The following is a 24,818-nucleotide window of genomic DNA, read 5'->3' on the forward strand; positions in this document are numbered from 1 at the left end:
CTCCCCCCCCCCTCCCCCCCCCCCCACCCCCCCCCCCCCCCCCCCCCCCCCCCCCCCCCCCCCCCCCCCCCCCCCCCCCCACGGCCGCGATCTCGCATGTGTGACGAAACATCGGACTCTCTCTGTCAAGGAGCCACGACGACATGACCATCAACAGGCGTACGGTGATGGCGGCGGGCGCCGCCGGAGTGGCGGCGGCGGCCGTGGGGACGGCCCCGGCGTTCGCCTCGGGAGGCGCGGAACCGCGGGGTGGAAGGCCGGCGAAGGAGCTGTTCGGGACCCTGCCCGACGGCACACGGGTGTACCGCTGGACCGTGGCCGCGGGAGGCACCCGGCTGCGCGTGCTGTCGTACGGCGGCATCGTCCAGGCCCTCGACGTACCCGACCGGCGTGGGCGGTACGCGAATGTGTCGCTGGGCTTCGACAACCTCGAGGACTACGTGGCGAGCAGCCCGTACTTCGGCGCGATCATCGGCCGCTACGGCAACCGCATCGCGGGCGGCGCCTTCACGCTCGACGGCACAACGTACCGCCTCCCCCTCAACGACGACCCGAACAGCCTGCACGGCGGGGACAAGGGCTTCGACAAGCGGGTGTGGGACGTCGAGCCGTACGCGCGAGGGCGGGACACCGGCCTCACCCTGCGCTACGTCAGCGCCGACGGCGAGATGGGGTACCCGGGCACCCTGCGCGTCCGGGTCGACTACGTCCTCACGCCTCGCGGCGACCTCCGCATCGACTACGAGGCCGTCACGGACCGGGCCACCGTCGTGAACCTCACCAACCACACGTACTTCAACCTCGCGGGCGAAGGCAGCGGCAGCATCCTCGACCACACGCTGAGGATCGCCGCGTCCCGCTACACCCCCGTCGACTCCACCCTCATCCCGACCGGCGAACTCGCCGCGGTCGCGCACACCCCCTTCGACTTCCGCCACGGCAAGCCCATCGGCCGGGACATCCGCGACGCGCACCCGCAGGTCGTCTTCGGCCGCGGCTACGACCACAACTTCGTGCTCGACAAGGGACTCACCGACAGCCCGCAGCATGTCGTGACCGTCACCGAGCCCGTCCACGGCCGTGTGATGGAGATCGCGACCACCGAGCCGGGAGTGCAGCTGTACAGCGGGAACTTCCTCGACGCCACGCTCGCGGGTTCCTCCGGGAAGGTCTACCGCCAGGGCGACGGCTTCTGCCTGGAGACCCAGCACTTCCCCGACTCGCCCAACCAGCCGTCCTTCCCGTCGACGGTGCTCCGCCCGGGACGGACCTACCGCTCGACGACGGTCCACTCCTTCGCCACCCGCTGATACGGGAGGGCCAAGGGACCGGGCAGACCGGGGTGCGGATGTCGTGTGTGATTCTTGTGTCCATGTCGATCATCGCAACCGTGGTGGTACTGCTCATCGCCGTGCTCCACGTCTACATCCTGGTCCTGGAGATGTTCCTGTGGACCGGTCCGCGGGCCCGGGCCGCGTTCGGGACCAGTGTCGAGTTCGCCTCCGAGACGAAGGCGCTCGCGGCCAATCAGGGGCTGTACAACGGCTTCCTCGCCGCCGGTCTTGTGTGGGGCGTGGTGGCGTCCGACCCGGTGGGCTTCCAGGCGAAGGTGTTCTTCCTGGTGTGTGTGGCCGTGGCGGGTGCGTACGGTGCCGCCACGGCCAGCCGGAAGATCCTCTTCGTGCAGACCGTTCCGGCGCTGATCGGTCTGGCACTGGTCCTGGCCGCCCACTGAGCGAGGCCCGGCGGACCGAATCGGGCCGTCGGGACGTCAGTGCCGGCGGCCTGACCGACGGGGAGCGGTCAGCGGGCGTCTGCCCCGTCCTCGCCCGGGTCGGGGTACGAGAGCCGGCACCGGCCGCCCGCCGGGAGCCGGACCTGCAAGCGCCGTGCGTCGCCAGGGGCAGTGCTGGGCCTGGCGCTTGCCGTGCCGGTATGCAGCGGTGGCCGCGGCCAGGAATCCCTCCTGGCCGGTCAGGACGGGGTTGGCCGCGCGCTCGGGCAGGTGCAGGCAGACGGTCGTGTGCCGGGCGGCCCGCAGCCCGGCGCCGGTCAGCACGCCCCGGCGCCGGCTCAGGTGGTGAGCCCGCCCCGCGCGCGCAGGCCGCGGACATCTCGAACGCCGGATCCGGGCAGTCGACTTCGACGACTACCCGGACGCCACCATCGCCGGCGCCACCCGCTCCCACGGTGGCGCCGTCACGCCCACTGATCCCGTCTGGCGCGCCCTGCTCCTGTTCCGCGACATCGACCTCTCCTGCGCGCCGTCCGGGTCGCACTCGAGACGTCCCGCGAGGGCGTCGGCACGGGCGGGGCGCGGCTCGAAATCCGCGTGGGCGGGCGGATCCTGGCCGAGATCGAGGCGCCCGTGACCGGGGACCGCTACGCCTGGACCGTCAGCACCGCCGAGCTCGCCGCGCCGCTCCACGGCGTGCACGAGCTGAGCCTGACCCTGCACGGCGACTTCCGGCTGACCGCCTTCCGGTTCGGCGCTGCCGGCACGGCCCACTGAGGCCCCTCGACCCCACAGGCCGGCGGCCCGCACAGAAGGAGCGGACCGCCACCCGGCGCGCGAACCCGAGGCGCCCTGGCGCCTCGGCCGTCCCCTTCCGACACCCCGCCGCCCCGAGGTGGGCCCCCGTGTCACCGATCACGTCATCTCACGACACCTCGCCATCGCCACACCTGGAGGAATCCCTCATGTCGTTCACCGACTTCGGACTCGACGAACTCGTCAGCTACCACCCTGAGTCGACCAACCCGCGCGACTTCGACGAGTTCTGGCGGAGAACTCTCGACGAGTCCCGCTCGCACAGTGGGGTGGTCAGGGCCGAACGCGTCACCGAGCAGTACGGACTGCGCACCGTCGACGTCGACGACGTACGCTTCCCCGGCTGGAACGGCGAGCCCGTGGCAGCCTGGCTGCTGCGCCCGCGTGGCGTGGACGGGCCCCTGCCGGTGGTTGTGACCTACATCGGCTACTCCGGCGGCCGCGGTCTGCCCACCGACCAGCTGCTCTGGTCCGCCGCCGGATACGCCCAGCTCGTCGTCGACAGCCGGGGCCAGGGCCGGGACACCCCGGACCACGGCATGGGCGACGGCACCCAGTGGGTCGAGGGCTTCATGACCAAGGGCATCGACTTCCCCGAGAACCACTACTACCGGCGGCTGATCACCGACTGCGTGCGCGCCGTGGACGCCGTCGCGGAGCTGCCCGGACTCGACGGCGACCGGATCGTGGTGACCGGAGGCAGCCAGGGCGGCGGCCTGGCCCTCGCCGTCGCGGGGCTCAGCGGGGACCGCGTCGCCGCCGTGATGCCGGACGTCCCGTTCCTCTGCCACTTCCGCGAGGCCACGCAGATCGCCGTAGAAGGCCCGTACCAGGAGATCGTCAAGTACCTGCGCCGGCACAGCCAGCACCGCGTCCAGCAGGCCTTCGCCACCCTCGACTACTTCGACGGCGTCAACTTCGCCCGGCGGGCCACCGCGCCGGCCCTGTTCAGCGTCGGCCTGATGGACCCGATCTGCCCGCCCCGGACGGTCTACGCCGCCTTCAACAGCTACGCGGGCGAGGACCGCACCATGACCGTCTGGCCCTTCGCCGACCACGGAGGCGGCTACGGCGCGAACCCGCCCACCCAGCTGTCCTGGCTGCTCGACCACGGGCTGGCGCCGAAGCTGTGATCGCCGGCAGGCGGTGTCGCCTGTGGCGCTGCCGCGGATGCCGCCACGGGTGTGGCTGAAGCTGTCCCAGATGGACGGGCCACGAGCCCACCCTGGCGGCACTGCCGTGGGCCCCGGAGGCGCTGCTCCCGTCCGCCCTGGGGCGGCGCGCTCCCGTCCTTGGCGCGGTACTGACGACCGTCCGCCGGATCATGGCGGACCCGACCCTGCTGCCCGTCGGCTCACAGCCGGAGAGCCCTCCGGCCGTCCCCGGGCGCGCGCCCTCGGCATCCCTCTCGACGGCACCCACGGCCCCTGGAACGCGATCACGGACGTCCCGGGCGTCGAGGTCGGGCACGTCACTCTGATCGAGGGCGAAGGCGTTCGTACCGGCGTCACCGCCCTGCTGCCGAGGGGCCGGAACGGGGTCGGTACGCCCTGCGCGGCCGGCTGGTACTCGCTCAACGGCAACGGCGAGATGACCGGCACGACCTGGATCGAGGAGTCCGGAGGCTTCAACCTGCCGATCGCACTCACCAACACCCACGCGGTCGGCGCGGTCCACACCGGCGTGGACCAGTGGGTCGCGGAGAACCATCCGAGGCTCGCCGCGCAGTGGATGCTCCCCGTGGTCGCCGAGACCTGGGACGGCTACCTCAACGACATCAACGGCCGCCATGTCCACCCCGAACACGCCATCGCCGCCATTGACGCGGCCGCCTCGGCCCACTGGAGGAGGGATCGGTCGGCGGCGGCACCGGCATGAACTGCTACGGATTCAAGGGCGGTTCGGGAACCTCCTCGCGCACCGTCGGGTACGGGCCGGACACCTGGACCATCGGCGCCCTAGCCCAGGCCAACTTCGGCGACCGGCGCGAACTCGTCATCGCCGGCGGGCCGGTGGGCCGCTCCCTGCTCGATGACAACCCGCTGGAGGACGACGACTGGTTCCAGCGGGACCTGGGAGGTACGCCCGGCCGCGTACCGGTCGGGGCGGGTTCCGTCATCGTCGTCCTCGGGACCGACGCGCCCCTCCTCCCCGGCCAGTGCAAGGCCCTCGCCCGCCGTGCCGCACTCGGACTCGGGCGCACAGGAACCTCCGGAGGCCACTTCTCCGGCGACATCTTCCTCGCCTTCTCCACCGCCAACGCCGGTGCCCTGAGCAGCACCTTCCCCGAGGGGGACCCGACCGAGGAGGACTACGACAACCTCCGCTTCGTCCCGTGGGGCCGGATCGACCCCTTCTACGAAGCGGCGGTGCAATGCGTCGAGGAAGCGGTGCTCAACGCCCTGGTCGCCAACGAGCCCATGACCGGCCGTCGGGGACACCGCACACCGGCCCTCCCGCACGACCGGGTCCGCGCCCTGCTCGGTCTCGCCTGACCCGAGCCACGCGCCTCTTTCCCGCAATCTCGCCCTCACCACATGACCAGATCTGCCGCGAACCCGGCCCTGACCTGCCCGGACACGACCTTCTGCGACACCCTTCAGCTGGTTCCTGTCCGGGCGGTCTTCGTGGATCAGCCCGCGGCGCCTGGCGCGGTGCATCGCAAGGCGGAGGACCGCGGCTCGTACTGGACGTACGTGCGCGGTCCGACAACGCGGCGAGGTGCCGTGCCAGGCGTGGCGGCCCGCGAGGATCGCCCGGACAGGGCCTACGGGACGTTCGTGACCGTTTCGCAGCGGACGGCCACGTCCGCGGTGCCTGCCTCGCCGTCGCAGCTGTCGGTGGCGGCGCCGCCGTCGATCTGGTCGTTGCCGGCCACGGTCACGGAGGCGTCCGCGACCGAGCTGTCCCCGACGAGGATCTCGTCCCCGGTGCCGCCGATGATGCGGTCGTTGCCCGCGCCCCGGGCCTGCCCGCCCGCCTCGTCGCTGATGCTGTGGTCGCCGATTGCGAAGAAGCCGCCGTCGGCTCCCATGTCCAACAGGTCGTTGCCGCCGCTGCCGATGGCCGCGCTGACGCCCGCGCTGTCGCCGATGATGGTGTCGAAGGCGCCCGGGCCGCCGCGCAGGATGTCGTTGCCCGCCCCGGTCCCCGTGCCCCGGAAGGGCGCGGCCGAGTCCCCGAGCAGGCCGTCGTCGCCCGCGCCGCCGTCGAGGCGGTCGTTGCCCGCCCCGCCGATCAGCACGTCGTCGCCGCCGAGCCCGCAGATCAGGTCGTTGCCCCGGTTGCCGCTGATGGTGTCGGCCGCCGCGGAGCCCACGATGACGTCATTGCCGGGCGTGCCGTTGATCGTGCCCGTGCCGGTGAGGGGGCGGGGACGCCGAAGCAGGTGGTCGCGGCGGCGGTGGCGCTGCCCACCGGGAACTCCAGTGTGATCAGCGCCGCGGTGACGACACCGGCCGTGATGAGTCGTGCCCTGCGAATCTTCCTCCCACGGTCCGTAGCGGCAACGGGGTGAGGACTGCCACGCGGCGGCCGGTGTGCAGCGGGGCTTGGGCCGTGCGGCCCGCATTCTCCTTCCTACGGGCGTACGGCACGCCCCAGGACGGAACACCTAGGTGTTCCGCCGGTTCGGCCCCCTTTGACGCGGAGGCCGGCGGAGGGTCGTTGCGGGCGCCGGCGGCATGCTGAAGCACGCGGACGATGGTGGAGTCGACCGAGATGTCCCAGTCGATCTCACCCGCCTCGTCGGCTGCGGCCTGGACCTGCTGGAGCAGTCGCTCCCACGTGCCGCCGACGGACCACAGCCAATGGAGTTCGTAAACGGTCTTCCACGGGCCGAACCGTTCGGGCAGGTCATGCCACTGCACACCGGTGCGCACCCGGTGCGGAATCCCGTCGATCACCTGCCGGTGTTTCCGCCACCGCCCACAACGCCGGTTGCTGACGGGCAGGAACGGCCGCAGCCGTTCCCACTCGGCATCCGCCAGGTCACCCCGCCCCATGACCACAACAACGACCTCGGCGCGGAGTCGTCACATGATCGGCCGGACAAGTCCCAGGGCCTGTCTTGTGCCCTAAGACGGCTTGACGGAGGACCAGGCGGTGACGGTCACCCGGTCGTCGCAGAAGGCGAACACGCCGTCGTCCATGGCGATCTGGTGCTTCCCGGCGCCGAGTACGCCGATGACCAGCGTCGGGTAGGTGGCCGGGGCGGCGCCGGACTCGCAGTAGCCGTCCGCCTCGCCCTGGACCTGGACGAACGTGAGCTTCGTCCACGCGCGGGCGCCCGGGGCCAGCAGCACGTTGGCCGCGGCGGGGCCGGTATGAGTGGTGGCCAGCGGCTTGTTCTTCTCCGGCGAGCCGTTGCCCGCCGCCGCGACCATCGGGTACCCGTACACCTTGCAGGAGGACGGGGAGGTGTTGGTGACGGAGACGACGGCGGCCCCGGTTCCCGTGCCCGGCGGGCGGACGTCGGCCTGGTGCGCCTCGGAGACCTCGATGTCGTCGATCGTGCAGGACTTCTTCGTCACGCCGCCGGTGCCGCCGGAGGAGGAGCCGCCCGAGGACGACGCGCCGCCTGTGGAGCCCCCGCCCGAGGACGACGCGCCGCCCGTGGAACCTCCGCTCCCACTGCCGCTGGTCGTTCCGCCCTTGTCGCCGCCGGTGGGCGTGGGATCGGCCTGCCGCGAGGCCGCGGGCGGCGTCGACGGGTCGACGGCCCCGCCGTCGTCGCCCGTCGGCGTACAGCCCGTCATCAGAGCCGCGGCCGCCAGGGTCGTCGCCAGAGCCGCCGCGGTGCGGCCGATGCCTGCTGTGTACTGCACTGGGTGCTCCCCGAGGTTCACGACCGGTCCCACACCGGTACTCGCGTGCAGGTACACGGCCCCCTGACCAGAGCAGGTTCCCGCCGCACGCCGCTGTGGCGGTTCCGTGACGCACCCATGACGAACGGTGGTCACCCCGCTGCCGTACACCGGGCACATCCCACGGCACGGTCAGCCCCGCCTCCTGGGCGCCGACCAGTTCGACCCAGTGCGGCGACATGCAGTCGACTCGCTGTGAGGATTCCTGGACGGCGTTCGGGAGCAGGTGAACCGTGTGGGATCGCGTCCGGGGAGCGGGGCGCGTCGGCGTCAGGACGGGATCCCGGGGTCGGCGTAGCGCAGCAAGGCGCCCACGCCCTCGTACAGTCCCAGCTCGCTCTCCGGTACGACGACCAGCTCGGCACGGGTGCCGACGAGGGCCCGGACGAGGGCCTCGTCGGCGTGTTCCTCGCGCGGGGCCCGCACGCCGAAGGACGTGAGCTCCGCCTCGGTCAGGGCGAGCTGGGTGGGCTGGGAGCCCACCCAGAGCTGCGGTGAGGACCCCGGCGGCCGGTTCAGCAGCAGTGCTGCCACCTGGCCCCGCTGGAGGGCGCCGACGGTGGCGGCCAGCCCCTCCGTAACGGGCCCGTTCAGGGCACGCCGACCGATGAAGATGTCCACGAGCTCCCGGTCGTGCGCGGCCATGCGGCCGCGGAAGACGCCGTCGAGCTGTGGCTCCAGCAGGGCGCGTCCGGTGTGGGTGGGGGTCGGGCCGCCCACGCGTACGATCTTGACCCGCAGGGGGTGCGGCAGGCGGTGGATCAGTACGTTGCACGCCCACTCGTCCCCGCCCACGACGACGGCGTCGGCATGGGCGCGCCGCGCCCGTTCGTCCAGCCGATGGCCGAGCCTGACGCAGGTGCGGTGCCAGGTCGCCACCGGGACCCTGCGCCGCAGCCGCTCACCCGGGGTGACGGTGGACATGGGCCAGGTGCCGGTCTCCGCCTCCAGCGCCACCCAGCCGTGGGTCTCGGCGGTCGGAAGGCCGCCGTAGTGGACGACCACGGCCATGTACGGGATTTCCGGAACGTGTTGGGTGACCAGGGGCATGGCGTCCGGCAGGGTGCTGTACCGCGCGGAGTCGTGCTCGGGCGGCTCGGGAATTTCTCCGTCCATGACGAGCGTGCCGTGGGCGGCGAAGATGGCCTGCCCGTGCACCCCCGGAACGTCTGCGTCGGCGCCGACCACCTCCTCCAGTACGTTCATCAGCGCCCGGTCCGCGCCTTGACGGGACAGGTTCTCCCGCAGCCGCCCCCAGCGCAGCGCGATCGCCCGCTCGGGATGATCGACGTCCCGGGAGGTGTCCAGATACACGGAGGCGTACGGGCCCGGCTCTGCGTAGAGGGGCTCAAGGAACGACAACCTCATCGCCACTCCCGTCGACGATCCCCCCACCTTCGATGATGCCCGAGATCAACCCGTCGGAGGCACTCACGCATCCGGTGCGCCAGACGCCGTCGATCGCCGACGGGGCGGGGTACTCCGGCCGTGAGGATCGTGGTGATGACAACCGGGTCGCGTGGCGGCGTGGCGCCGTACACCGGTCTCGGGCACGGGCTGATGCAGGCAGGGCACGAGGTGACGCTGGTCAGCCAGGTCAGCCAGGTCAGCCAGGTCAGCCAGGTCAGCCAGGTCAGCCAGGGCAGCCAGGGCAACCAGGGCAACCAAGGCAGCCAGGGCGGCCGGGTTGGCCAGGGCGTTCTGTCGCGCCTTACGTGGCCCCGGCCGTGGTGCCGTGACGGCGGCGGCCGTCCTCGCGGCGGCGGCAGGCGGCCTGGCACCGGCCCCGGCGCGGGCGGCACCGGTCTGCGCGGACCGGACCGGGCAGGGAGCGCCGGTCCTGGTGGCCCGCATCCCCGACTGGGTCGAGTCGATCGCCGTCGATCGGCGGGGCCGGATGTTCGCGACCGCCCTCCACTCCGGCCGGGTCTACCGCATCGACGCCCCGGGCATCACCCCGGTCCCGATCACCGGAGGCATCGGCGCGGGATCGTCGTGCGCGAGGACGGGCGGCTGCTCGTGGGCACCGGCAACGACCTCCTCCACTCCCTCACGGGAGACATCCTCCCGGTGTCGAAGCTTTTGCTGGTGGACCCGGCTTCAGGCGCGGTGAGCACGTACGCCTCGGGGCTCGGGGGCATCGACGGCGTCGCTCTCGCGCCGGACGGCACGGTGTGCACGACGACTCTGGGCGGCCGGACCATCGGCCGTGTCACGCCTGACCGCCGGGTCGAACACGACCGGGCGCGCGTGGCGCAGCCCAACGGCATCGCCGTCTCACCTGACGGAAGCCAGGTGTACGTCGTCCAGAGCACCGTCGCCCCGGGCCTCTACCGCATCCCCGTGACCGATGCGGGGCACCCGCAGCGCTGGATCTCCACCGAGGGGACCGACACCCTCGCCCTCCCCGACGGCCTCACCCTCGACGCCCGCGGCCGGCCTCTGATCGCCACCCACACGGCGGGCCGGATCTGGCAGGCCGAGCGCGGCACCTTCTGCGCCGTCGCGTCGGGACTGCCCCTGTCCACCCAGATCACGTACGGGCAGGGCGACCGCGGCTTCTCGGCGGGCCGGCTCTACCGGGCGGGGGTCGACGGGGGAATCTACGAGATCCCGTGAGGCAGGGCAGCGCGGTGGCCGGCCGAGCACGCGGTCGGCGGCGGGGTGCAGGGGCCTCACTCGGTTCCGGGACCGGCGCCTGCCGCCCACTTCCCGAGTTCCCCTTGCACGCCGCCTACGGAGCCTTCCTCACCGGCGAGCTCAGCGGCCTGCCCGCCGTCCTGCGCCTCGAATCCCACTTCACCATGAAGACGATCAAGATCGACAGCTGACGCGGGTGCCCGTACGGGCCGACGTGGGGAGCCGGAGCGGCCGACGGCCGTAGGCGTCACCGATCACCACCGGTCGTCGTCCGATGTGTCGGTGAGAAGTGGCTGTTCGGTCCAGATGACCTTGCCGTCCGCCGTGTAGCGGGTGCCCCAGCGGTCGGCGAACTGGGCCACCAGGAACAGGCCCCGTCCGCCCTCGTCGGTGGTCGCCGCGCGCCGCAGGTGTGGAGCGGTACTGCTGCCGTCCGAGACCTCGCAGATCAGGGCGCGGTCGCGGATCAGACGTACGCGGACAGGCTCGGCGGCGTAGCGGATGGCGTTGGTGACAAGCTCGCTGAGGATCAGCTCGGTGGTGAACGACCCCTCCTTCAGACCCCATTCGGCCAGCGTGCGGGCGACGGCGGCTCGAACCTGGCCGACGGCCGACGGATCGGACGCGACGTCCCAGGCGGCCGTACGGGTGCTGTCGAGCGCACGCGTGCGGGCGACCACCAGTGCGACGTCGTCCGAGGGTTGCTCGGGCAGCAACGCGTCCAGAACCGCGTCGCAGGTCTGCTCGGGCGTGCGGCCGGGGTGAGCCAGAGTGCGCCGCAGCAGTTCCAGCCCTTCGTCGATGTCGCGGGTGCGGTCCTCCACGAGACCGTCGGTGTAGAGGACGAGGCTGCTGCCCTCGGGGAGTCGTATCTCGGCGGTCTCGAAGGGGAGTCCAGAGAGCCCGAGGGGCGGGCCGCCCGGTACGGCGGCAAACGCCGCGCTGCCGTCGGGGCGCACGACGGCGGGCTCGTGGTGGCCGGCGCGGGCCATCGTGCACAGCTGGGTGCCCGGGTCGTAGAGCGCGTACAGGCAGGTGGCGCCCGTGACGGGCGCGACATCGCCGTCGCCGCTCTCGTCCTGGTCGATCCGAGTGACCAGTTCGTCGAGGTGCCACAGGAGTTCGTCGGGCGCCATGTCCAGGGAGGAGAAGTTGTGGACCGCGGTGCGCAGCCGGCCCATGGTGGCGGCGGCGTGCAGCCCGTGGCCGACCACGTCCCCCACGACGAGGGCGACGCGGGCGCCGGGTAGCGGGATGACGTCGAACCAGTCCCCGCCGACACCGCCGCTGCCCGCTTGCGCGGGCAGGTAGCGGTGGGCCACGTCGAGCGCGTTCTGCTCCGGCAGGGCGCGGGGGAGCAGGCTGCGCTGCAGGGTGACCGCCATGGTGTGCTCGCGCGTGAAGCGCCGGGCGTTGTCGATGGTGACCGCCGCACGGGCGGCCAGTTCCTCGGCGAGTGTCACATCGTCGTGCTCGAACGGCTCGGGCTTGCGCGACCGCCAGAAAGTGACGACACCCAGGATGACTCCGCGGGCGCGCAGCGGAGCCGCGATCATCGAATGGATGCCGGCCTCGACAAGTCCCCGGGCCCGATCGGGGTCTTGAGCCTGCCAGCCGGAGAAAGCGGTCATGTCCGCCTCCAGGACCGTCTCGCCCGAGCCGTAGCCGAGGCTCTGCGGGGTGGACGGGACGAAATGGATCAGTTTGCCGGGCGGATACAGCGGTGTGTCGTCCCGGATCCCCCGGAACGCGACACGGCGCATCGCCGCACGGCCCTCCGACGGCTCCTCGCCCCGCAGGACGGCGTCGGCCAGGTCGACGGTGACGAAATCAGCGAACCGGGGGACGGCGAAGTCCGCCAGCTCCTGGGAGGTCCGCTCGACGTCGAGGCTGGTGCCGATCTCCCATCCGGCGTCGTACAGCAGCTTCAGGCGTTCCCGCGCCACATCGGCCCGGCCGGTGACGACCTGCAGCTCGGTGGTGTCCCGCAGCGTCGCGACACAGCCGGACGGCCCGCCCCCCGGGTCGGTCGGCCGTTGGCTCACGGCCAGCAGCCGGTCCCCGGCCAGGTGCACCTCGTCGGTGGCCGAGCGCCCGGAAGCCAACAGCCGGGTGATGTCCGGGGCGAGGCCGAGCTCACGGGCGAGAAGGCCCTCGGCATCCGGGCTCAGACCGAGCAGCCTGCGTGCCTCGTCGTTGGCCAGCGCCAGCCGACCGTCGCCGTCGAGGATCAGAACGCCCTCGCGCACGGCGTGCAGCACCGCGTCGTGGTGCTCGTACATGCGGGTCATCTCGGCGGGCCCCAGGCCGTGGGTCTGCCGGCGCAGCCGCCTGCCGACCAGAGCGGTACCGAAGGTGGCGACTGCCAGCGCGGCCGCCGCGGCACCGAGCAGCAAGGGCAGCTGATGATCGACGACTCCGCTCACTGCCTTGAGTGTGACCCCGGCGGACACCAGAGCGATCACGTCGCCCTCGGCGTCGGTCACGGGGACCACGGCGCGGGTGGACGGGCCGAGGGTGCCGGTCACGGTCTCCCTGACGATCCCGCCCGCTGCCGCAGGGCCGATCGTGCCGATGTAGTGCCTTCCGATCTGTGCCGGATCGGGGTGGGTCATCCGGATCCCGTCCGTGGTCATCACCACGATGAAGTCGACGCCGGACGCCTTTCGCGCTTCCTCGGCGCGTGGCTGGAGCACCGCGGTCGGGTCGGGACCGGCCACGGCCTCCGCGATGCCCGGCGCGCTGGCGAAGGTCTCGGCCACGGCGAGGGACCGGTTGCGCGCTTCCCGCTCGCTGTCCGCCCGGGACTGCAGTACGAGAGCAATCACGGCGGCGACGACGAGGAGCACCACGATCGCCGCCTGGAGGGAGAAGACCTGGCGGGCGACGGTGCGGACGCTCAACGCGGAGCGCAGGCGGCCGAGGAATCCGGCCATAGTCCATGTCTAGCACCGGCCCGAACGACGGGCGAGCAGGCGGCCGGGCATGGAACGGACGACCCAAGAGCACGTGCTGCTGATCGGCCTGACCCGCCCCGCTCCAGGCACCTGCGTCAGAGGTGTGGGCCCGGCGGACGTCACCCGGATGCGATGCGCACCGAGGGTGGTGACACTGGTGCCATGGCGCACAAGGTATTGCTGGAAGGCGGGCCGGACGACCTCCCCGAGCGGATCGTCACCGTCGACACTCCCGGCGAGGACGTGAAGATCCCGCACCTCGGCGGATACGAGCATTTCAGAGAGACCGAACGCAGGCACGACACCGTGGAGGGAACCCTGCGGGTGTACGAATGGTGGGAGCGTACGGAGATCGCCGAGTAAGGCGGCCAGACCACGGCGTGACAGGTGCCGTGGACTCGGATCGCGCCACCACCGAGTCGATGCGCCCCGTACGTGCGTCCCGGTCTCTACGAGGCCGGCTCCACCACCGATCTGTCCACCTGGCCTGCGGGGGTGCACCTACGTCCTCACAGCACCGGACAGCGACAGCGACAACGACGTCGGCGACCTGCCGTCGGTCACCGGCGAGATCACCATGCGCGGCGACGGAAGCACCGTCAGACGCAGCTCGCGGGCCGGGACCCCGGACTTTCGCATCCTCACCGTCTCGGGGGAGGGAAACCTCACCCTGGAAAGGTTCACGATCGCGGGTGGACCGCCGATTGCCCGATCGCACCCGACCTGATCTGCGGTGGTGGCATCCTCAAGGCCGGATCGCTCGCGCTGCCCGCCAGCCCCGTGACCGGCAACACCGCCGCCGGCAGCGTCGGCGACGTGGTGCGGGGCGGCGGCGGGACACCTGCCGCCGGCTGTGGTGCAGCCGTACGGCCCCGTCACTTCCTTCGTCTGCCACCCCTCCTCTGGGCGTGGGACGGTTTCCGTACGGGGCAGGGAAGCGGCGCTCGCCGCCGGAGGCGTGACAGATCGCCTGTTACGCCGGCGACAACGAGCAGGGCGGACGTGGACTGTTCATGGTCGCCCAGCTCACCGAGCACTGGCCGCCCACGGGCATGGCTCACGGCGTGTGCAGGCGTACGGCCAAGGCGGCGATGTCATCGTCGAGGCGGCCTCTGCTGTGACGGAGGAGGTCGTGGTGCAGTGCCGTGAGCAGATCACGGGGAGGTGTGGGGGGCTGTCGGCGCATCCACGCCGTCAACGGGAAGAACTCACCGTCCCGGGCACGGGTTTCGGCGATCCCGTCCGTATAGAGGAGGAGAAGTTCGCCGGGAGCGAAGGCGAAGGCGTCCGCACGGTACTGGTCGCCGAGCAGTTCCGCGAGGCTGAGCAAAGGCGATGGGACGGACGGCTCGAGGATGCGCACATCCTTGAGACTGTGGATCAAGGGCGGGGGGTGTCCGCAGTTGACGATGGTGATGCGGCTGCCTTGGTGCGGGATCTCGACGAGCAGCGCGGTGGCGAAGCGCTCCATCGGTGCCTCGGGTGGATGGGCGGCGTTGTGCCGGGCACAGCTCGCGTCGAGCCTGCGGGCGACGTCGGCCATGGAGGCCTCGCTATGTGCCGCCTCCCGGAAGGCGTTGACGATCGCCGCGGCCGCCCCCACTGCCGGCAGGCCTTTTCCCCGCACGTCGCCGATGAGCAGCCGTACCCCGTACGGCGTATCGACCACCTCGTAGAAGTCCCCGCCGATGCGGGCTTCCGCGGCGGCCGCGAGGTACAGCGATTCGATCTCGACGTTCCGGAAACGGTGCGGCAGGGGCCGCAGCACCACCTGCTGGGCCGCGTCGGCGACGAGCCGTACCTGAAGGAGCGTGCGCTCCCGCTGAAGCCGGACATGGCTTCCGTATGCGGCGGCCACGGTGACCGCGACGATCCCCCCGCACGTCCACCACGTCCCCAGATCGGGGAAGACGAGGCTGAGGCCGATCATCAGAAGGAGGCAGACGGTCCCCAGGAGGACAGTCGGGAGGACCGGCCACATGGCGGCGGCCAGGGCCGGCGCCGCGGGCAGGAGACGGCTGAATGCCATCTCCGGCGGCGTGGCGTAGGCGAGGCTGCCGATCACGATGGTCAGAATCACCGGCGACAGCCGCACGAGCCTGCCGTAGCCGTAGCTCCGTCGGAGCCGCGGCTGTCCGGACTCGATCATGAATCCCAGAGTATCCGCGAGGGGCTCGGTCAGCGACGTGACAAGTGGGCTCCGCGTGTGACAGAGCCCGCCTGCCGGCTCGGGAGGGCGCGACCGCATGATTCGTCACTGACTCGTGGAGACAGGGCGGTCACAGAAGGTGATATCGGGTGCCAGGAGCGTCCTTTCTGCTGCGTCAGGTTCGTGGACGCCCAGCGGATCAGGGGGCGGCTCGGCGAGCGACCGGGCCTCACCGAAGAGCGGATGCTCGGCAGGCTGTCCTTCCTGCTGGGCGGCAACATGACCGTGGGCGTGGTTCGCGACGAGCTCATCCTGCGGGCTTAGGGCCGAGGAGGCACCCGCCCGGCCCGAATCCCGGCAGCCCATGGGCCTCGGCCGGATCGCCGGGCGGCTTGCTCCTCGTCTCGCCTGATCCGGGGGATCGTATCGACTTGCCGCCCGCGCAGATCGTGAAGGCTCCGCCACCAACGGCGCGGGCACCCACAGGCGAGGGCCTGGCCATGTGGACCGGGCGGAATGCGCTCGTCGCGCGGGGCAGAGCTTCTCCACCCTGCCGACCACCGGATACGGGGGCGACTGCCCGGACGGCGTCTGGTCCCGGCTCTTCTACCGGGGCCGGGTGCCCGACGACGGCCGCATCGACCCGGACGAGGCCGCCGTACGGACCGCCGAGGAGCGGCTCGCCCACCCTCCCGAGGGCCCCTGGGCGTTGTTCGTGCCGCTGGTGGCCCGCACTGTCCGTTCCAGGTCGAGGAACCCTGGTTCTCCCGCTTCGACCGGGCCGCCGCGCCCGACCCCGCCGCCCCTGGCGCCCCCTCCGGCGAACCCGGCTACATGAGGGCCGTCCGCGACCGCTACGGCATCGGCGAGGTCACCCCCGGAGGCCAGGTCAGTGACGCGATGGTGGAGATATCGACGTCCTGCCGACCGTCCTGGAACTGGCCGGTGTCGAGGCCCCCACCGCCACTTCGGCCGCAGCCTCGCCCCGCTGCTGCGCGACCCGGGTGCCCCGCACCGTACGTATGATGGAACGCCCCGGCTTCCCGTACGACCTCAAGGGCGCCATCCAGCACGAACGGCCCGAACTGGTCGGCAAGGCGGTCGCACTGCGGGACCGTGAGTGGACGTACGTATGGCGGCTTTACGAGCAGCCCGAGCTGTACGACCGTACGAAGGACCCGCGTGAGCGGACCAACCTGGCGAGTGCCCCCTCCTACGCGGACACCGAGCGGCGCGCCTGCGCGATGGCGGTGCTCCGATGGCTGATGGAGAACACCGACGTCATCCCCGCCGTGCCTGACCCCCGCCTCCCGCAGGTGGCCCTGCCGGCCCCGGGCGGGATCCTCCGGCCCGGGAAGTCCTCGTGTTGTCCGTGGCGGCGGCCAGGAGGCACGTCGAAGCGTCCCCGGGAGCGCACGGCCGACTCCGGCACGATCCACAGCACGAGCAGGAGATCGAGCATCCCGAGTGCGGCGGACGCCCAGAACATGGTGTGCCAGTCGAAGTTCTCCGTCACGACGGCGGCCAGGGCAGTCCGATCGCCGCGCCGATGCCGAGCGAGGAGCTCATGAGCGCGATAGACGGCAGTACGCGCTCCGCGGGGAGCTCGTCGTGGATGATGCCGAGCGGGATCACCGCGAGAGCCGCGCCTTGGAGGACCCGGCCGGTGATCAGCACGCCGATGTCGGAGCTGACCGCGCAGAGTACGGATCGGCGACGGCCATGCCGCAGAAGGCGAGTACGGGGGCGACGAGCCGGGAACGGAGGTTTCCGGACGGCGTGCCGGGCGCGGACGCGACGGTTGTCATCGTGCTCCAGAGGCAGTGCGAGAACGGGAGAGGGCCGGGTGCGGGGCTTCGTTCCCCCCATGTCCCGGAGGCGGAACGGCCGGCCGGAGCGGGTGTGCGGCCGAGAGCGCTGGCGCATACGGGTCTTGCGACGCGCACTCTGCTCGGCCGGCTGACGGTGTTGCCGTCACCGCCCCTGGGTGTGCTTCCGCCCGGGAAGCCGGGGCCGGGGCGGATGGGGGAGCGGGAGCGGAGCCGTACACGCCGATGGGAGGCGTGGGCCGGGAATCCCGGCCTCCGGCGCGACGGACGTGCCGGAAGCAGGAGGACCTGACCCGCTACGGGCGGTGGGGGCCGTGGCGAGGGAGACCGCAGCCCGGCTACGAGGCGGAATCCCCGACGGCCGGGCGCACGCGCACCTGCGGCAGGTCCGTCAGACGCCGGCAACAGCTGAGGACGCCGCTCCCGCTGTGCTGCGGCGCAACGCGGCACTCCTGGAGGTGACGGACGCGGCGCTCGCGATGTCCACCGCGGCTGTCATCGCCGACGACCCGCCCGGCGCACCGCGTGCATACACGCGCCGTGTCGTGGCTGGCCTCACTGACGACGGACCTGGGACGGCTCGCAGGCGACGGCGACGGCGTGGGTGCCCCGGCGGGCATCGGCGAGGGGTATGCCGCGAACCGTGGTGAACCGCGCTGAACGAGCGGAACAGGAGCGCAGCCGACCCGACTTGGCCGTGCGCCTCTCGTGCCTGACACATGCGATGTCATGCGGGGAGGGCGATTCTCAACGGGCAACTGAAAAGCATCGTTTCTGCGGTCGTATGGCCTCGTGATCTTCTTTCCGGCAATAGAGTGATATGTCGTGTCCCTTTGCTCCTGTGCGGTGTTTGATCGCGCGACGGGCAAATTTCTGCCGCGTCTTTCGGAGATCTTGAGGAGTAGTCATGCGTTCTCTGGCCGCGTCTGTTCTGGCTGTGGGCATCCTGCTGGGTGGCGCCGGTGCCGCGCTCGCCCACGACGGCGTCGGAATCGGAAGCTTCTCCGAGGGCAGTGCCAGCTTCAGCTCGCACTGTGCGGCCACCGGCGTTCCGTCCGTGTACGGCACGATCTTCACCGCCTCGTGTTCGGAGGCGGGCTGGGAGGAGGGCGCGGAATTCGCCTACCTCGGCGCCCACTGACCCGCAGCCACGCCCGGCGACGGGCGTGGCTCCGCACAACCCGCGAACCCAGTGCTCGTGCACGGTTGGCGGGAACGGCCCGCCCTCGCATGCGAGGACGGGCCGTGGTGTGCGCGGTGAGCCCATCGGTGCTCCCCGCCACCGCCATCGGACTGTTCCGCTCGACGTCGGCGGAGGGGGTGCGTTCGGTATCCCCTCCATCGCACTCGGCCGCCTCCGGATCGAGCCCGGCTCGCCCCCCGGCTCACAGGCCGAAGACGCATGCCGGCATCCCGGGCGAGTAGGGCCTGTTGCGAAAGTCGCTGGTCAGGGGCCTTGGAGTGTGTTTCCATGCCGCGGTGAAGAGCGAGAGTTCGTCCGGCGCGGACCGACGCCCGAGTACCCGACAGCGAGCTGATCGCGACCTGAGTGGCTGTGCGCGGGTGCTGGCAGAGGTCCATGAGCGCGACGGCTATCCGGTGAACTGGCCTGCCCAACCTGGCACATGGCTCACGCCGCCATCGCTCATCGCCTCGTGGGTGGCGGAACTGGATGGCCGCATCGTCGGGCATGTCGGCCTGTCCCAGAGCACCGTGGGAGACGCGGCGCCCGTCCTGTGGAACGCTCGTGCAGGGGTGAGTATCGACGCGACTGCCGTGGTCAACCGGCTGTTCGTCGCTCCGTCGGCCCGCGGCCACGGGATCGGTGCGCTGCTGATGGCGCAGGCCGTCGCAGCAGCGCGGGATCGCGGGTTGCATCCGGTACTCGACGTGGTGGCTTCTGACACTGCGGCGGCAGCCTTGTACGAGCGGCTCGGCTGGCAGCTGCTGGCCACGGTCGAGCAGCAGTGGGGCCCGGAGCAGAAGGTGACCGTCCGGTGTTACGCGGCGGCGGCAACCTGACGCTGGTGCCCGGGGTCACAGCCACTCGTTGAGGGCTGCGACCAGCACGGTCGCCTCATAGCGGACGGCGAGCTTGTCGTATCTCGTGGCCACGGCCCGGTGGCGCTTGAGGCGATTGATGCCGCACTCGACCGCGTGTCGCCCGCGGTAGGCAGCCTTGTCGAACTTCGGTGGTCGACCGCCGCGAGAGCCGAGCTTTTGTCGGTTGCGGACGCGGTCCACAGGGACCGGAATCGTCGCTTTGGTACCGCGTCTGCATAGATAGGCGCGGTTCCTGCGAGAGTGGTTGCCTTGTCGGCGCGCACACGGTCCGGTCGCTTGCGTGGCCGTCCCAGACCCAGTCTCGGCACCCGGGCCGCTTCCAGGACTGGCTCGAACTGAGGGGAATCGCCTCTCTGACCGGCGGTGATCACCACCGACAGCGGCTTCTGGCCCTGTTCGACCGCCAAATGGATCTTTGTGGTCAGACCGCCTCGGGACCGACCGAGCCCGTGGTCGGCCGGCTCGACGAAGACCCCGCCGGGCGACTCCTTCTGGAGATCCCCGTTACCTAATGGGGGGATGAAGCCGGTGGACTGCTACCCGTTACCCGGTCCAGGAGACCTCGAAAGAGATCGCGGCCACCGGCTTCGCCTCGGTGGCGATCAGCCAGCATCCAGTGAGCCATACACGCCCCCGGAGCTCGTGAGCACTCGGTCAAGACTTGGCCCTGGGTGCTGGCCGATTGCCACCGAGGGCCCGCGGTAGTGAGAGTGGCGTCAAGGCCAGCCTGCTCCGCCGCGCGCTTCTCTCGACCGGAACCTATTGGACGATCAGGCCGTTGACGTTCGTGGTCCGAGCCCTCTGCCGGGTGAACCTCTCACTTCGCCGGGATGCCTTCGAGCTCCTGCACAGACCGAGGCCCCTGCGGTCAGCTGGGGTCACGAACGACCAATCGGATGACGGGCCCAGAGCCCTTCCATTAGGGAGTCGCGTGCCTCCGCACTGGTCTTGACCAGCGGATATACACATCGGACAGAAGGACGTGAGAGACGCGCATGAGGGTGTTCTGCGGGATCGACTGGGCCAGCGACCACCACGACATCGCCCTCGTCGACGGCGACGGCAAGCTCCTCGGACGGGCCCGGATCAGCGACGACGCAGCCGGCCTGCAGCAGCTGCTCAACCTCCTGGCCGAACACGGCGACGACCCGGGGGATCAGATACCGGTGGCGATCGAGACCTCCCGTGGCCTGCTGGTCGCCTGCCTCAGGTCCACCGGCCGCGCTGTGTATGCCATCAACCCAATGGCGGCCGCGCGTTATCGCGAGCGCCACACGGTCTCGCGCAAGAAGTCCGACCACCTCGACGCGATGGTGCTGGCGAACATCCTGCGCACTGACGCAGACGCACATCGCCAGCTGCCGGCCGACAGCGAGCTCGCCCAGGCCGTCGCAGTCCTCGCCGCGGCGACCGCCGCACGGGAGCGGACGTCCTGCTGTACGCGGCCGTCCTCGGCTCGGGCGTGTGGCTGCTGAGCCGGCCGGGCGACGGCAGCCCCGTCCCGGGTTTCGGCGACGTCGGTCTGATCGACCCGGCGGCGGCCGTGCCCCTCATCGCCTCCCTCGCGGCGATCGGGCTCCGGGACAAGACCGTCTTCCTCGCGGCGCGCGGCGAGCAGTACGGACTGTCGCTGCTGCTCTTCTTCTTCCCGTACGGGGACATGTTCGTCGGCTTCCAGCTCGTCATGCTGGCACTGTGGTGGGGAGCGGCGACGTCCAAGCTCAACCACCACTTCCCGTTCGTCGTGGCGACGATGATGAGCAACGCGCCGCTGCTGCCCTCCCGCCGCCTCAAGCGGGCCTTCTACCGCGACCACCCGCACGACCTGCGTCCCTCGCGACTGCCGTTCGTGCTCGCCCACGTCGGAACCCTCACCGAGTACCTCGTCCCGCTGTACCTCGTGTTCCTCGGCGACGGCGGCTGGTGGACCTGGGCGGCCGTGCTCTACATGGCCGTCTTCCACCTCCACATCCTGTCGACCGTGCCGATGGGCGTGCCGCTGGAGTGGAACATCTTCTTCGTCTTCTCGCTCTTCCACCTCTTCGGTGCGCACGGCGACGTGACGGTGTGGCAGCTGGAGTCGCCCTGGCTGCTCGTCGTGCTGCTGCCGAGCCTGCTGGTCCTTCCCGTGCTGGGAAACCTGCGCCCCGACCTCGTGTCGTTCCTGCCGGCCATGCGCTACTACGCCGGCAACTGGGCCACCACCGCCTGGGTGTTCACCGGCGACGCCCTCGACCGCCTGGCGGCCGGCCTGACCACGTCGAACCGGCTCGCGGCCCAGCAGCTGGAGATGCTCTACGACCCGGACACCGCCCTGATGACGGCGAGTAAGATCCAGGGCTGGCGCGCCATGCACTCCCACGGCCGCGCCCACAACGGGCTGATCGACCGCGTCACCGACGGCCAGGACGACGCCGTCGTCCTCGACGGGGAGTTGATCGCCGGGTTCGCGCTCGGCTGGAACTTCGGCGAGGGCCACCTCCACGACGACCAGCTGCTGCGCGCGGTCCAGGCCCGCTGCGGGTTCGCGCCCGGCGAGGTCCGGGTGATCTGTCTGGAGGGCCAGCCCATCCACCGGCAGACTCAGGCCTATGAGATCCACGACGCCGCCCTCGGACTGCTGGAAAGCGGCCACGTCACGGTGCGCGACATGCTGACCCGGCAGCCCTGGCCCACCGACGGCCCGGACTATCCCGTCCACGGGGTGCGCTCCCTCCACCCGCTGCGCCCGCTTCCCGGCCGGCCGCCCGCGGAGACGGCGTCGTGACCACCGCCGTCATCGTCGGCGGCGGGCCCAACGGGCTCGCCGCCGCGGCCCTCCTCGCGCAGGCGGGGCTGCGAGTCACGCTCCTGGAGGCCGCCGACGAGGCAGGCGGCGGCACCCGCAGCGACGAGGCGATCCTGCCCGGACTGCTGCACGACCACTGCTCGGCCGTCCACCCGATGGCCGTCGCCTCGCCCGCGCTCCGCTCCCTGGACCTCGGGGCCCACGGGCTGCGCTGGCGGCTCCCGGAGATCGACTGCGTGCACCCGCTGGACGACGGGACCGCCGGCGTACTGCTGCGCTCCGTCGACGCGACCGCCGCCGGACTCGGCCCGGACGGCGACCGCTACCGCGCCCTGCTGGCGCCCTCGGTACGGCACTGGGACGCGCTCGCCGAGGACGTGATGGGCCCGCTGCTGCGGATCCCGGCGCACCCGCTGCTGCTCGCGCGCTTCGGCTTGCCGACCGTGCTGCCCGCCGTCGCGCTCGCCCGGATCTTCCGTACCCCGCAGGCCAGGGCGCTGTGGGCCGGCGTGGCGGCGCACGCGTACCGCCCGCTGTCCCATCCGCTCAGCTCGGCGATCGGACTCGGCATCCTGACGGCCGGCCACGCCTCCGGCTGGGCGGTCGCCGAAGGCGGCTCGCGGTCCATCGCGACCGCGCTTGCCGCCGTGCTGCGCGCGCACGGCGGCACGATCGAGACCGGCGTACGGATCACCGACCGTCGCCAGATCCCACCGGCCGACGTGACCCTCCTCGACCTCGACCCCGGTCAGGTCGCCGGCCTGTACGGCGACCGGCTGCCGGCCCGCGTGACGGCCGCGTACCGGCGCTTCCGGCGCGGCCCGGGCGCGTTCAAGGCCGACCTGGCGGTGGAGGGCGGCGTGCCGTGGACGGACGAGCGGGCCCGGCGTGCCGGGACCGTGCACCTCGGCGGCCCGCTCGCCGAAGTGGCGGCCACGGAGCGGGACGTGACGGAGGGCCGGATGCCCGAGCGGCCCTTCGTCCTGGTCGGCCAGCAGTACCTGGCCGACCCGTCCCGCTCGGCCGGCGACGTCCACCCCGTGTGGACGTACGCCCATGTCCCGCACGGATACGACGGGGACGCCACCGAGGCGATCCTGCGGCAGCTCGAACGCTTCGCCCCGGGCGTGCGCGAACGGATCGTGGGCCGTCGGGTCATCCGCCCGGCCGACTTCGCCGCCACCAACCCCAACTTCGCGGGCGGCGACATCCTCACCGGGGCGAAGACGATCCCCCAGCTCGTCCTGGGGACGCGCCCCACGCTCGACCCGTACTCCACCGGCCTGCCCGGAGTGTTCCTGTGCTCCGCGGCCACCCCGCCCGGACCCGGTGCGCACGGCATGTGCGGCGCCGGGGCGGCGGCTTCCGCCCTGCGCCACCTGGGAGTCCACCCGCCATGGGAAGGGCGCGTCCCCCGTCGCCGCCGAGAGTGAAGGCCCGGTGGGGAGCTGCCACCGGGGGACTGATCCACCGGCCGGACCATCTCGCGTGAGCGCGCGTCGCCATCGCGCGCCCCCGGTGCTCGGACGCGCGGGAGGGGCGGGAAGGGGCACCATCCGGTGATGGACGCAAGCATGGGCAAGGCGCGCTTCGACGATGTCTACGACCAGCCGGATCCCCGGGCGTACTTCCGGCGCCTGGGGCCGCTGGCGTACGAGATCCCGCAGCACGGGCAGGCCGCGTTCCGGCGGGCGGCCGCCGCGCGGACCGCGCTGGATGACGGGACCGGGCAGGACGCTGCGGGACGCCATGGCGGGCATTGTCCACGGCCGCCATCCGAGACCCTGCAGCTCGTGCAGGGTCTCGTCGCTTGTACCGCAGGCATGCTCGCTGACCTGCGGCTCTCCGGAGCCCGGCTCCCGCCGTCTCCCGAGGGTCACACACGGGGCAGTGCGAAGGGGACGTGCCCGGTGGCCAGGCCGGTGGTGCCGAGGAGGCGGCCCATGCGTTTGCGGGAGCGCAGGAAGACGGTGCGGTCGCTGACCTTCAACTGGGGGAAGCGTTCCGCGAGCTGTGCCTCGAAGGGGTCGATGGCGTGCAGGCCGCGGAGCCAGGCCATCACGAGCAGGTTGTCGGAGCCGCTGACGGAGACGGCGAGGCGCACCTCCTCCATCCGGGCCAGCGCGTTGCCCGTGGCCGCGAGGTGGGTGTGGGGGACCGCGGTGCGGTAGAGCACCACCGTCGAAAGCCCCGCGAGGGGATGGGCCAGGTCGCAGCGGAAGCTGATGTCACCGTCCCGGATCAGCCGCTGGACCCGACGGCGGGCGGTGTGTTCGCTCATCCCGGTCGCCGCGCCGAGCTCGGTGTAGCCGAGGCGTCCGTCGACTCCGAGGGCCGCCAGCAGGGCATGGTCCTCCGGCGCGTGCGGGTGGTGCGTGCGGGCGCTGTACACAGTCGAGCCCGAGGCCCGCGAAGCGGAGAGTTCCGCGTGTCCGGCGGGCTCCATGGCCCGCATCCGCCAGTCGCCGCCTTCGCTGTACAGCGTGATCCCGAGGCGGGTCCGGGTGGACCGGACGCCCTTCAGCCCGCCGATCAGGCCGTGCACCGAGCGGCCGAGGGACGGCAGGTCGGTGGCGGCGACGGATGCCAGGAGGTCGAAGTCACCAGCGGTCTCGTCGACGCTGAAGACCCAGGGCATGTCGGCCAGGGCCCGGCTGACCGATTCGAGCGCCCGTGGCCGGCACCGTACCTCGACATAGGCGACGGTGGCCGATTTCGCGGCGTTGTACGCGGTGACCCAGGCGAGACCGTTCGCGCGCAGCCGTTCCCAGCGCCGGGCCACCGTGGTCGCGTCCACACCGAGCGCCCGGCCGATCTGCGACCACGGGGCCCGGGGGGCGGCCTGCAGGGCGTCGACGAGCGCGAGGTCCAGTTCGGAGAAGCGGACGTCCGCAGCGGCTGAGCGGGAATCGGGTGTCATGGGCGCCTCCGCTGATGCTTTCCGGCAATTCTCCGGGGATCCCGGTCACAGGCCG

The 24,818-nt window shown here is 71.7% G+C and carries 19 protein-coding genes and 4 pseudogenes; 14 read left to right on the forward strand and 9 right to left on the reverse strand.

Annotated features, from left to right (window positions below):
- Window positions 1-143 precede the first annotated feature (143 nt).
- The 5 genes and pseudogenes from ACZ7HT_RS29475 (at window position 144) to ACZ7HT_RS29495 (ending at window position 5,046) form a co-directional block, all read left to right on the forward strand.
- Window positions 144-1,310, forward strand: a complete 1,167-nt coding sequence (locus ACZ7HT_RS29475; protein ID WP_471171435.1) for an aldose epimerase family protein — start codon at window positions 144-146, stop codon at window positions 1,308-1,310.
- Between the two features lie 62 nt (window positions 1,311-1,372).
- Window positions 1,373-1,735 (forward strand): DUF1304 domain-containing protein, encoded by a 363-nt coding sequence (locus ACZ7HT_RS29480; protein ID WP_471171436.1) that lies wholly within the window; start codon window positions 1,373-1,375, stop codon window positions 1,733-1,735.
- A gap of 597 nt (window positions 1,736-2,332) precedes the next feature.
- Window positions 2,333-2,512, forward strand: a complete 180-nt coding sequence (locus ACZ7HT_RS29485; protein ID WP_471171438.1) for a carbohydrate-binding protein — start codon at window positions 2,333-2,335, stop codon at window positions 2,510-2,512.
- Between the two features lie 188 nt (window positions 2,513-2,700).
- Entirely contained in the window at window positions 2,701-3,684 is a 984-nt protein-coding gene (locus ACZ7HT_RS29490) for an acetylxylan esterase (protein ID WP_471171440.1), read from the forward strand.
- A 70-nt stretch (window positions 3,685-3,754) separates the two neighbouring features.
- A pseudogene (locus tag ACZ7HT_RS29495) lies at window positions 3,755-5,046 on the forward strand (DmpA family aminopeptidase).
- A gap of 272 nt (window positions 5,047-5,318) precedes the next feature.
- Here the strand turns inward: ACZ7HT_RS29495 and ACZ7HT_RS29500 are convergent.
- The 4 genes from ACZ7HT_RS29500 to ACZ7HT_RS29515 form a co-directional block, all read right to left on the reverse strand.
- Window positions 5,319-5,939, reverse strand: a complete 621-nt coding sequence (locus tag ACZ7HT_RS29500) for a calcium-binding protein (RefSeq protein ID WP_471171493.1) — start codon at window positions 5,937-5,939, stop codon at window positions 5,319-5,321.
- A gap of 46 nt (window positions 5,940-5,985) precedes the next feature.
- A complete protein-coding gene (locus ACZ7HT_RS29505; protein ID WP_471171441.1) occupies window positions 5,986-6,555 on the reverse strand; it encodes an IS5 family transposase in 570 nt (189 codons plus the stop codon).
- A 72-nt stretch (window positions 6,556-6,627) separates the two neighbouring features.
- Complete coding sequence (locus ACZ7HT_RS29510) at window positions 6,628-7,377, reverse strand: DUF4232 domain-containing protein (RefSeq protein ID WP_471171443.1); 750 nt, start codon at window positions 7,375-7,377, stop codon at window positions 6,628-6,630.
- Window positions 7,378-7,686: 309 nt separating this feature from the next.
- Window positions 7,687-8,784, reverse strand: a complete 1,098-nt coding sequence (locus ACZ7HT_RS29515) for a baeRF2 domain-containing protein (RefSeq protein WP_471171444.1) — start codon at window positions 8,782-8,784, stop codon at window positions 7,687-7,689.
- A gap of 627 nt (window positions 8,785-9,411) precedes the next feature.
- On the opposite strand from ACZ7HT_RS29515, the gene ACZ7HT_RS29520 reads away from it, so the two are divergent.
- Window positions 9,412-10,035: an SMP-30/gluconolactonase/LRE family protein gene (locus ACZ7HT_RS29520; RefSeq protein ID WP_471171445.1), complete on the forward strand. Its 624-nt coding sequence runs from the start codon at window positions 9,412-9,414 to the stop codon at window positions 10,033-10,035.
- 275 nt (window positions 10,036-10,310) lie between these two features.
- On the opposite strand, the gene ACZ7HT_RS29525 is transcribed toward ACZ7HT_RS29520, so the two are convergent.
- Window positions 10,311-12,992: a SpoIIE family protein phosphatase gene (locus ACZ7HT_RS29525; RefSeq protein WP_471171446.1), complete on the reverse strand. Its 2,682-nt coding sequence runs from the start codon at window positions 12,990-12,992 to the stop codon at window positions 10,311-10,313.
- 183 nt (window positions 12,993-13,175) lie between these two features.
- On the opposite strand from ACZ7HT_RS29525, the gene ACZ7HT_RS29530 reads away from it, so the two are divergent.
- Window positions 13,176-13,376, forward strand: coding sequence for a DUF5988 family protein (locus ACZ7HT_RS29530; RefSeq protein WP_471171447.1), 201 nt, complete (start codon window positions 13,176-13,178; stop codon window positions 13,374-13,376).
- A 694-nt stretch (window positions 13,377-14,070) separates the two neighbouring features.
- Here the strand turns inward: ACZ7HT_RS29530 and ACZ7HT_RS29535 are convergent.
- Window positions 14,071-15,162, reverse strand: coding sequence for a PP2C family protein-serine/threonine phosphatase (locus ACZ7HT_RS29535; protein WP_471171449.1), 1,092 nt, complete (start codon window positions 15,160-15,162; stop codon window positions 14,071-14,073).
- 183 nt (window positions 15,163-15,345) lie between these two features.
- On the opposite strand from ACZ7HT_RS29535, the gene ACZ7HT_RS29540 reads away from it, so the two are divergent.
- Window positions 15,346-15,486, forward strand: coding sequence for a hypothetical protein (locus ACZ7HT_RS29540; RefSeq protein WP_471171450.1), 141 nt, complete (start codon window positions 15,346-15,348; stop codon window positions 15,484-15,486).
- Window positions 15,487-15,664: 178 nt separating this feature from the next.
- The gene (locus ACZ7HT_RS29545; RefSeq protein ID WP_471171451.1) at window positions 15,665-16,000 is read left to right on the forward strand and encodes a hypothetical protein; all 336 of its coding nucleotides are present in this window, start codon (window positions 15,665-15,667) and stop codon (window positions 15,998-16,000) included.
- A 555-nt stretch (window positions 16,001-16,555) separates the two neighbouring features.
- Here ACZ7HT_RS29545 and ACZ7HT_RS29550 read toward each other — a convergent pair.
- A pseudogene (locus ACZ7HT_RS29550) lies at window positions 16,556-16,872 on the reverse strand (MFS transporter); the annotation flags it as partial.
- Window positions 16,873-17,898: 1,026 nt separating this feature from the next.
- Between ACZ7HT_RS29550 and ACZ7HT_RS29555 the strand changes: the two are divergent.
- The gene (locus tag ACZ7HT_RS29555; RefSeq protein ID WP_471171453.1) at window positions 17,899-18,132 is read left to right on the forward strand and encodes a hypothetical protein; all 234 of its coding nucleotides are present in this window, start codon (window positions 17,899-17,901) and stop codon (window positions 18,130-18,132) included.
- Between the two features lie 338 nt (window positions 18,133-18,470).
- Entirely contained in the window at window positions 18,471-19,013 is a 543-nt protein-coding gene (locus ACZ7HT_RS29560; RefSeq protein WP_471171455.1) for a GNAT family N-acetyltransferase, read from the forward strand.
- A gap of 15 nt (window positions 19,014-19,028) precedes the next feature.
- Here ACZ7HT_RS29560 and ACZ7HT_RS29565 read toward each other — a convergent pair.
- Window positions 19,029-19,510 (reverse strand): annotated as a pseudogene (locus tag ACZ7HT_RS29565) (IS5 family transposase); the annotation flags it as partial.
- A gap of 540 nt (window positions 19,511-20,050) precedes the next feature.
- Here ACZ7HT_RS29565 and ACZ7HT_RS29570 point away from each other — a divergent pair.
- The 3 genes and pseudogenes from ACZ7HT_RS29570 to ACZ7HT_RS29580 all read left to right on the forward strand — a co-directional run.
- Window positions 20,051-20,464: pseudogene (locus tag ACZ7HT_RS29570) on the forward strand (IS110 family transposase); the annotation flags it as partial.
- 26 nt (window positions 20,465-20,490) lie between these two features.
- A complete protein-coding gene (locus ACZ7HT_RS29575) occupies window positions 20,491-21,822 on the forward strand; it encodes a DUF3556 domain-containing protein (protein ID WP_471171495.1) in 1,332 nt (443 codons plus the stop codon).
- Window positions 21,819-23,276: a phytoene desaturase family protein gene (locus ACZ7HT_RS29580; RefSeq protein WP_471171456.1), complete on the forward strand. Its 1,458-nt coding sequence runs from the start codon at window positions 21,819-21,821 to the stop codon at window positions 23,274-23,276. The genes ACZ7HT_RS29575 and ACZ7HT_RS29580 overlap by 4 nt, the downstream gene beginning before the upstream one ends.
- 443 nt (window positions 23,277-23,719) lie before the next feature.
- Here ACZ7HT_RS29580 and ACZ7HT_RS29585 read toward each other — a convergent pair whose 3' ends face one another.
- A complete protein-coding gene (locus ACZ7HT_RS29585) occupies window positions 23,720-24,763 on the reverse strand; it encodes an Lrp/AsnC family transcriptional regulator (protein WP_471171458.1) in 1,044 nt (347 codons plus the stop codon).
- Window positions 24,764-24,818 lie beyond the last annotated feature (55 nt).

This window comes from Streptomyces sp. NPDC037410 (assembly GCF_055602235.1).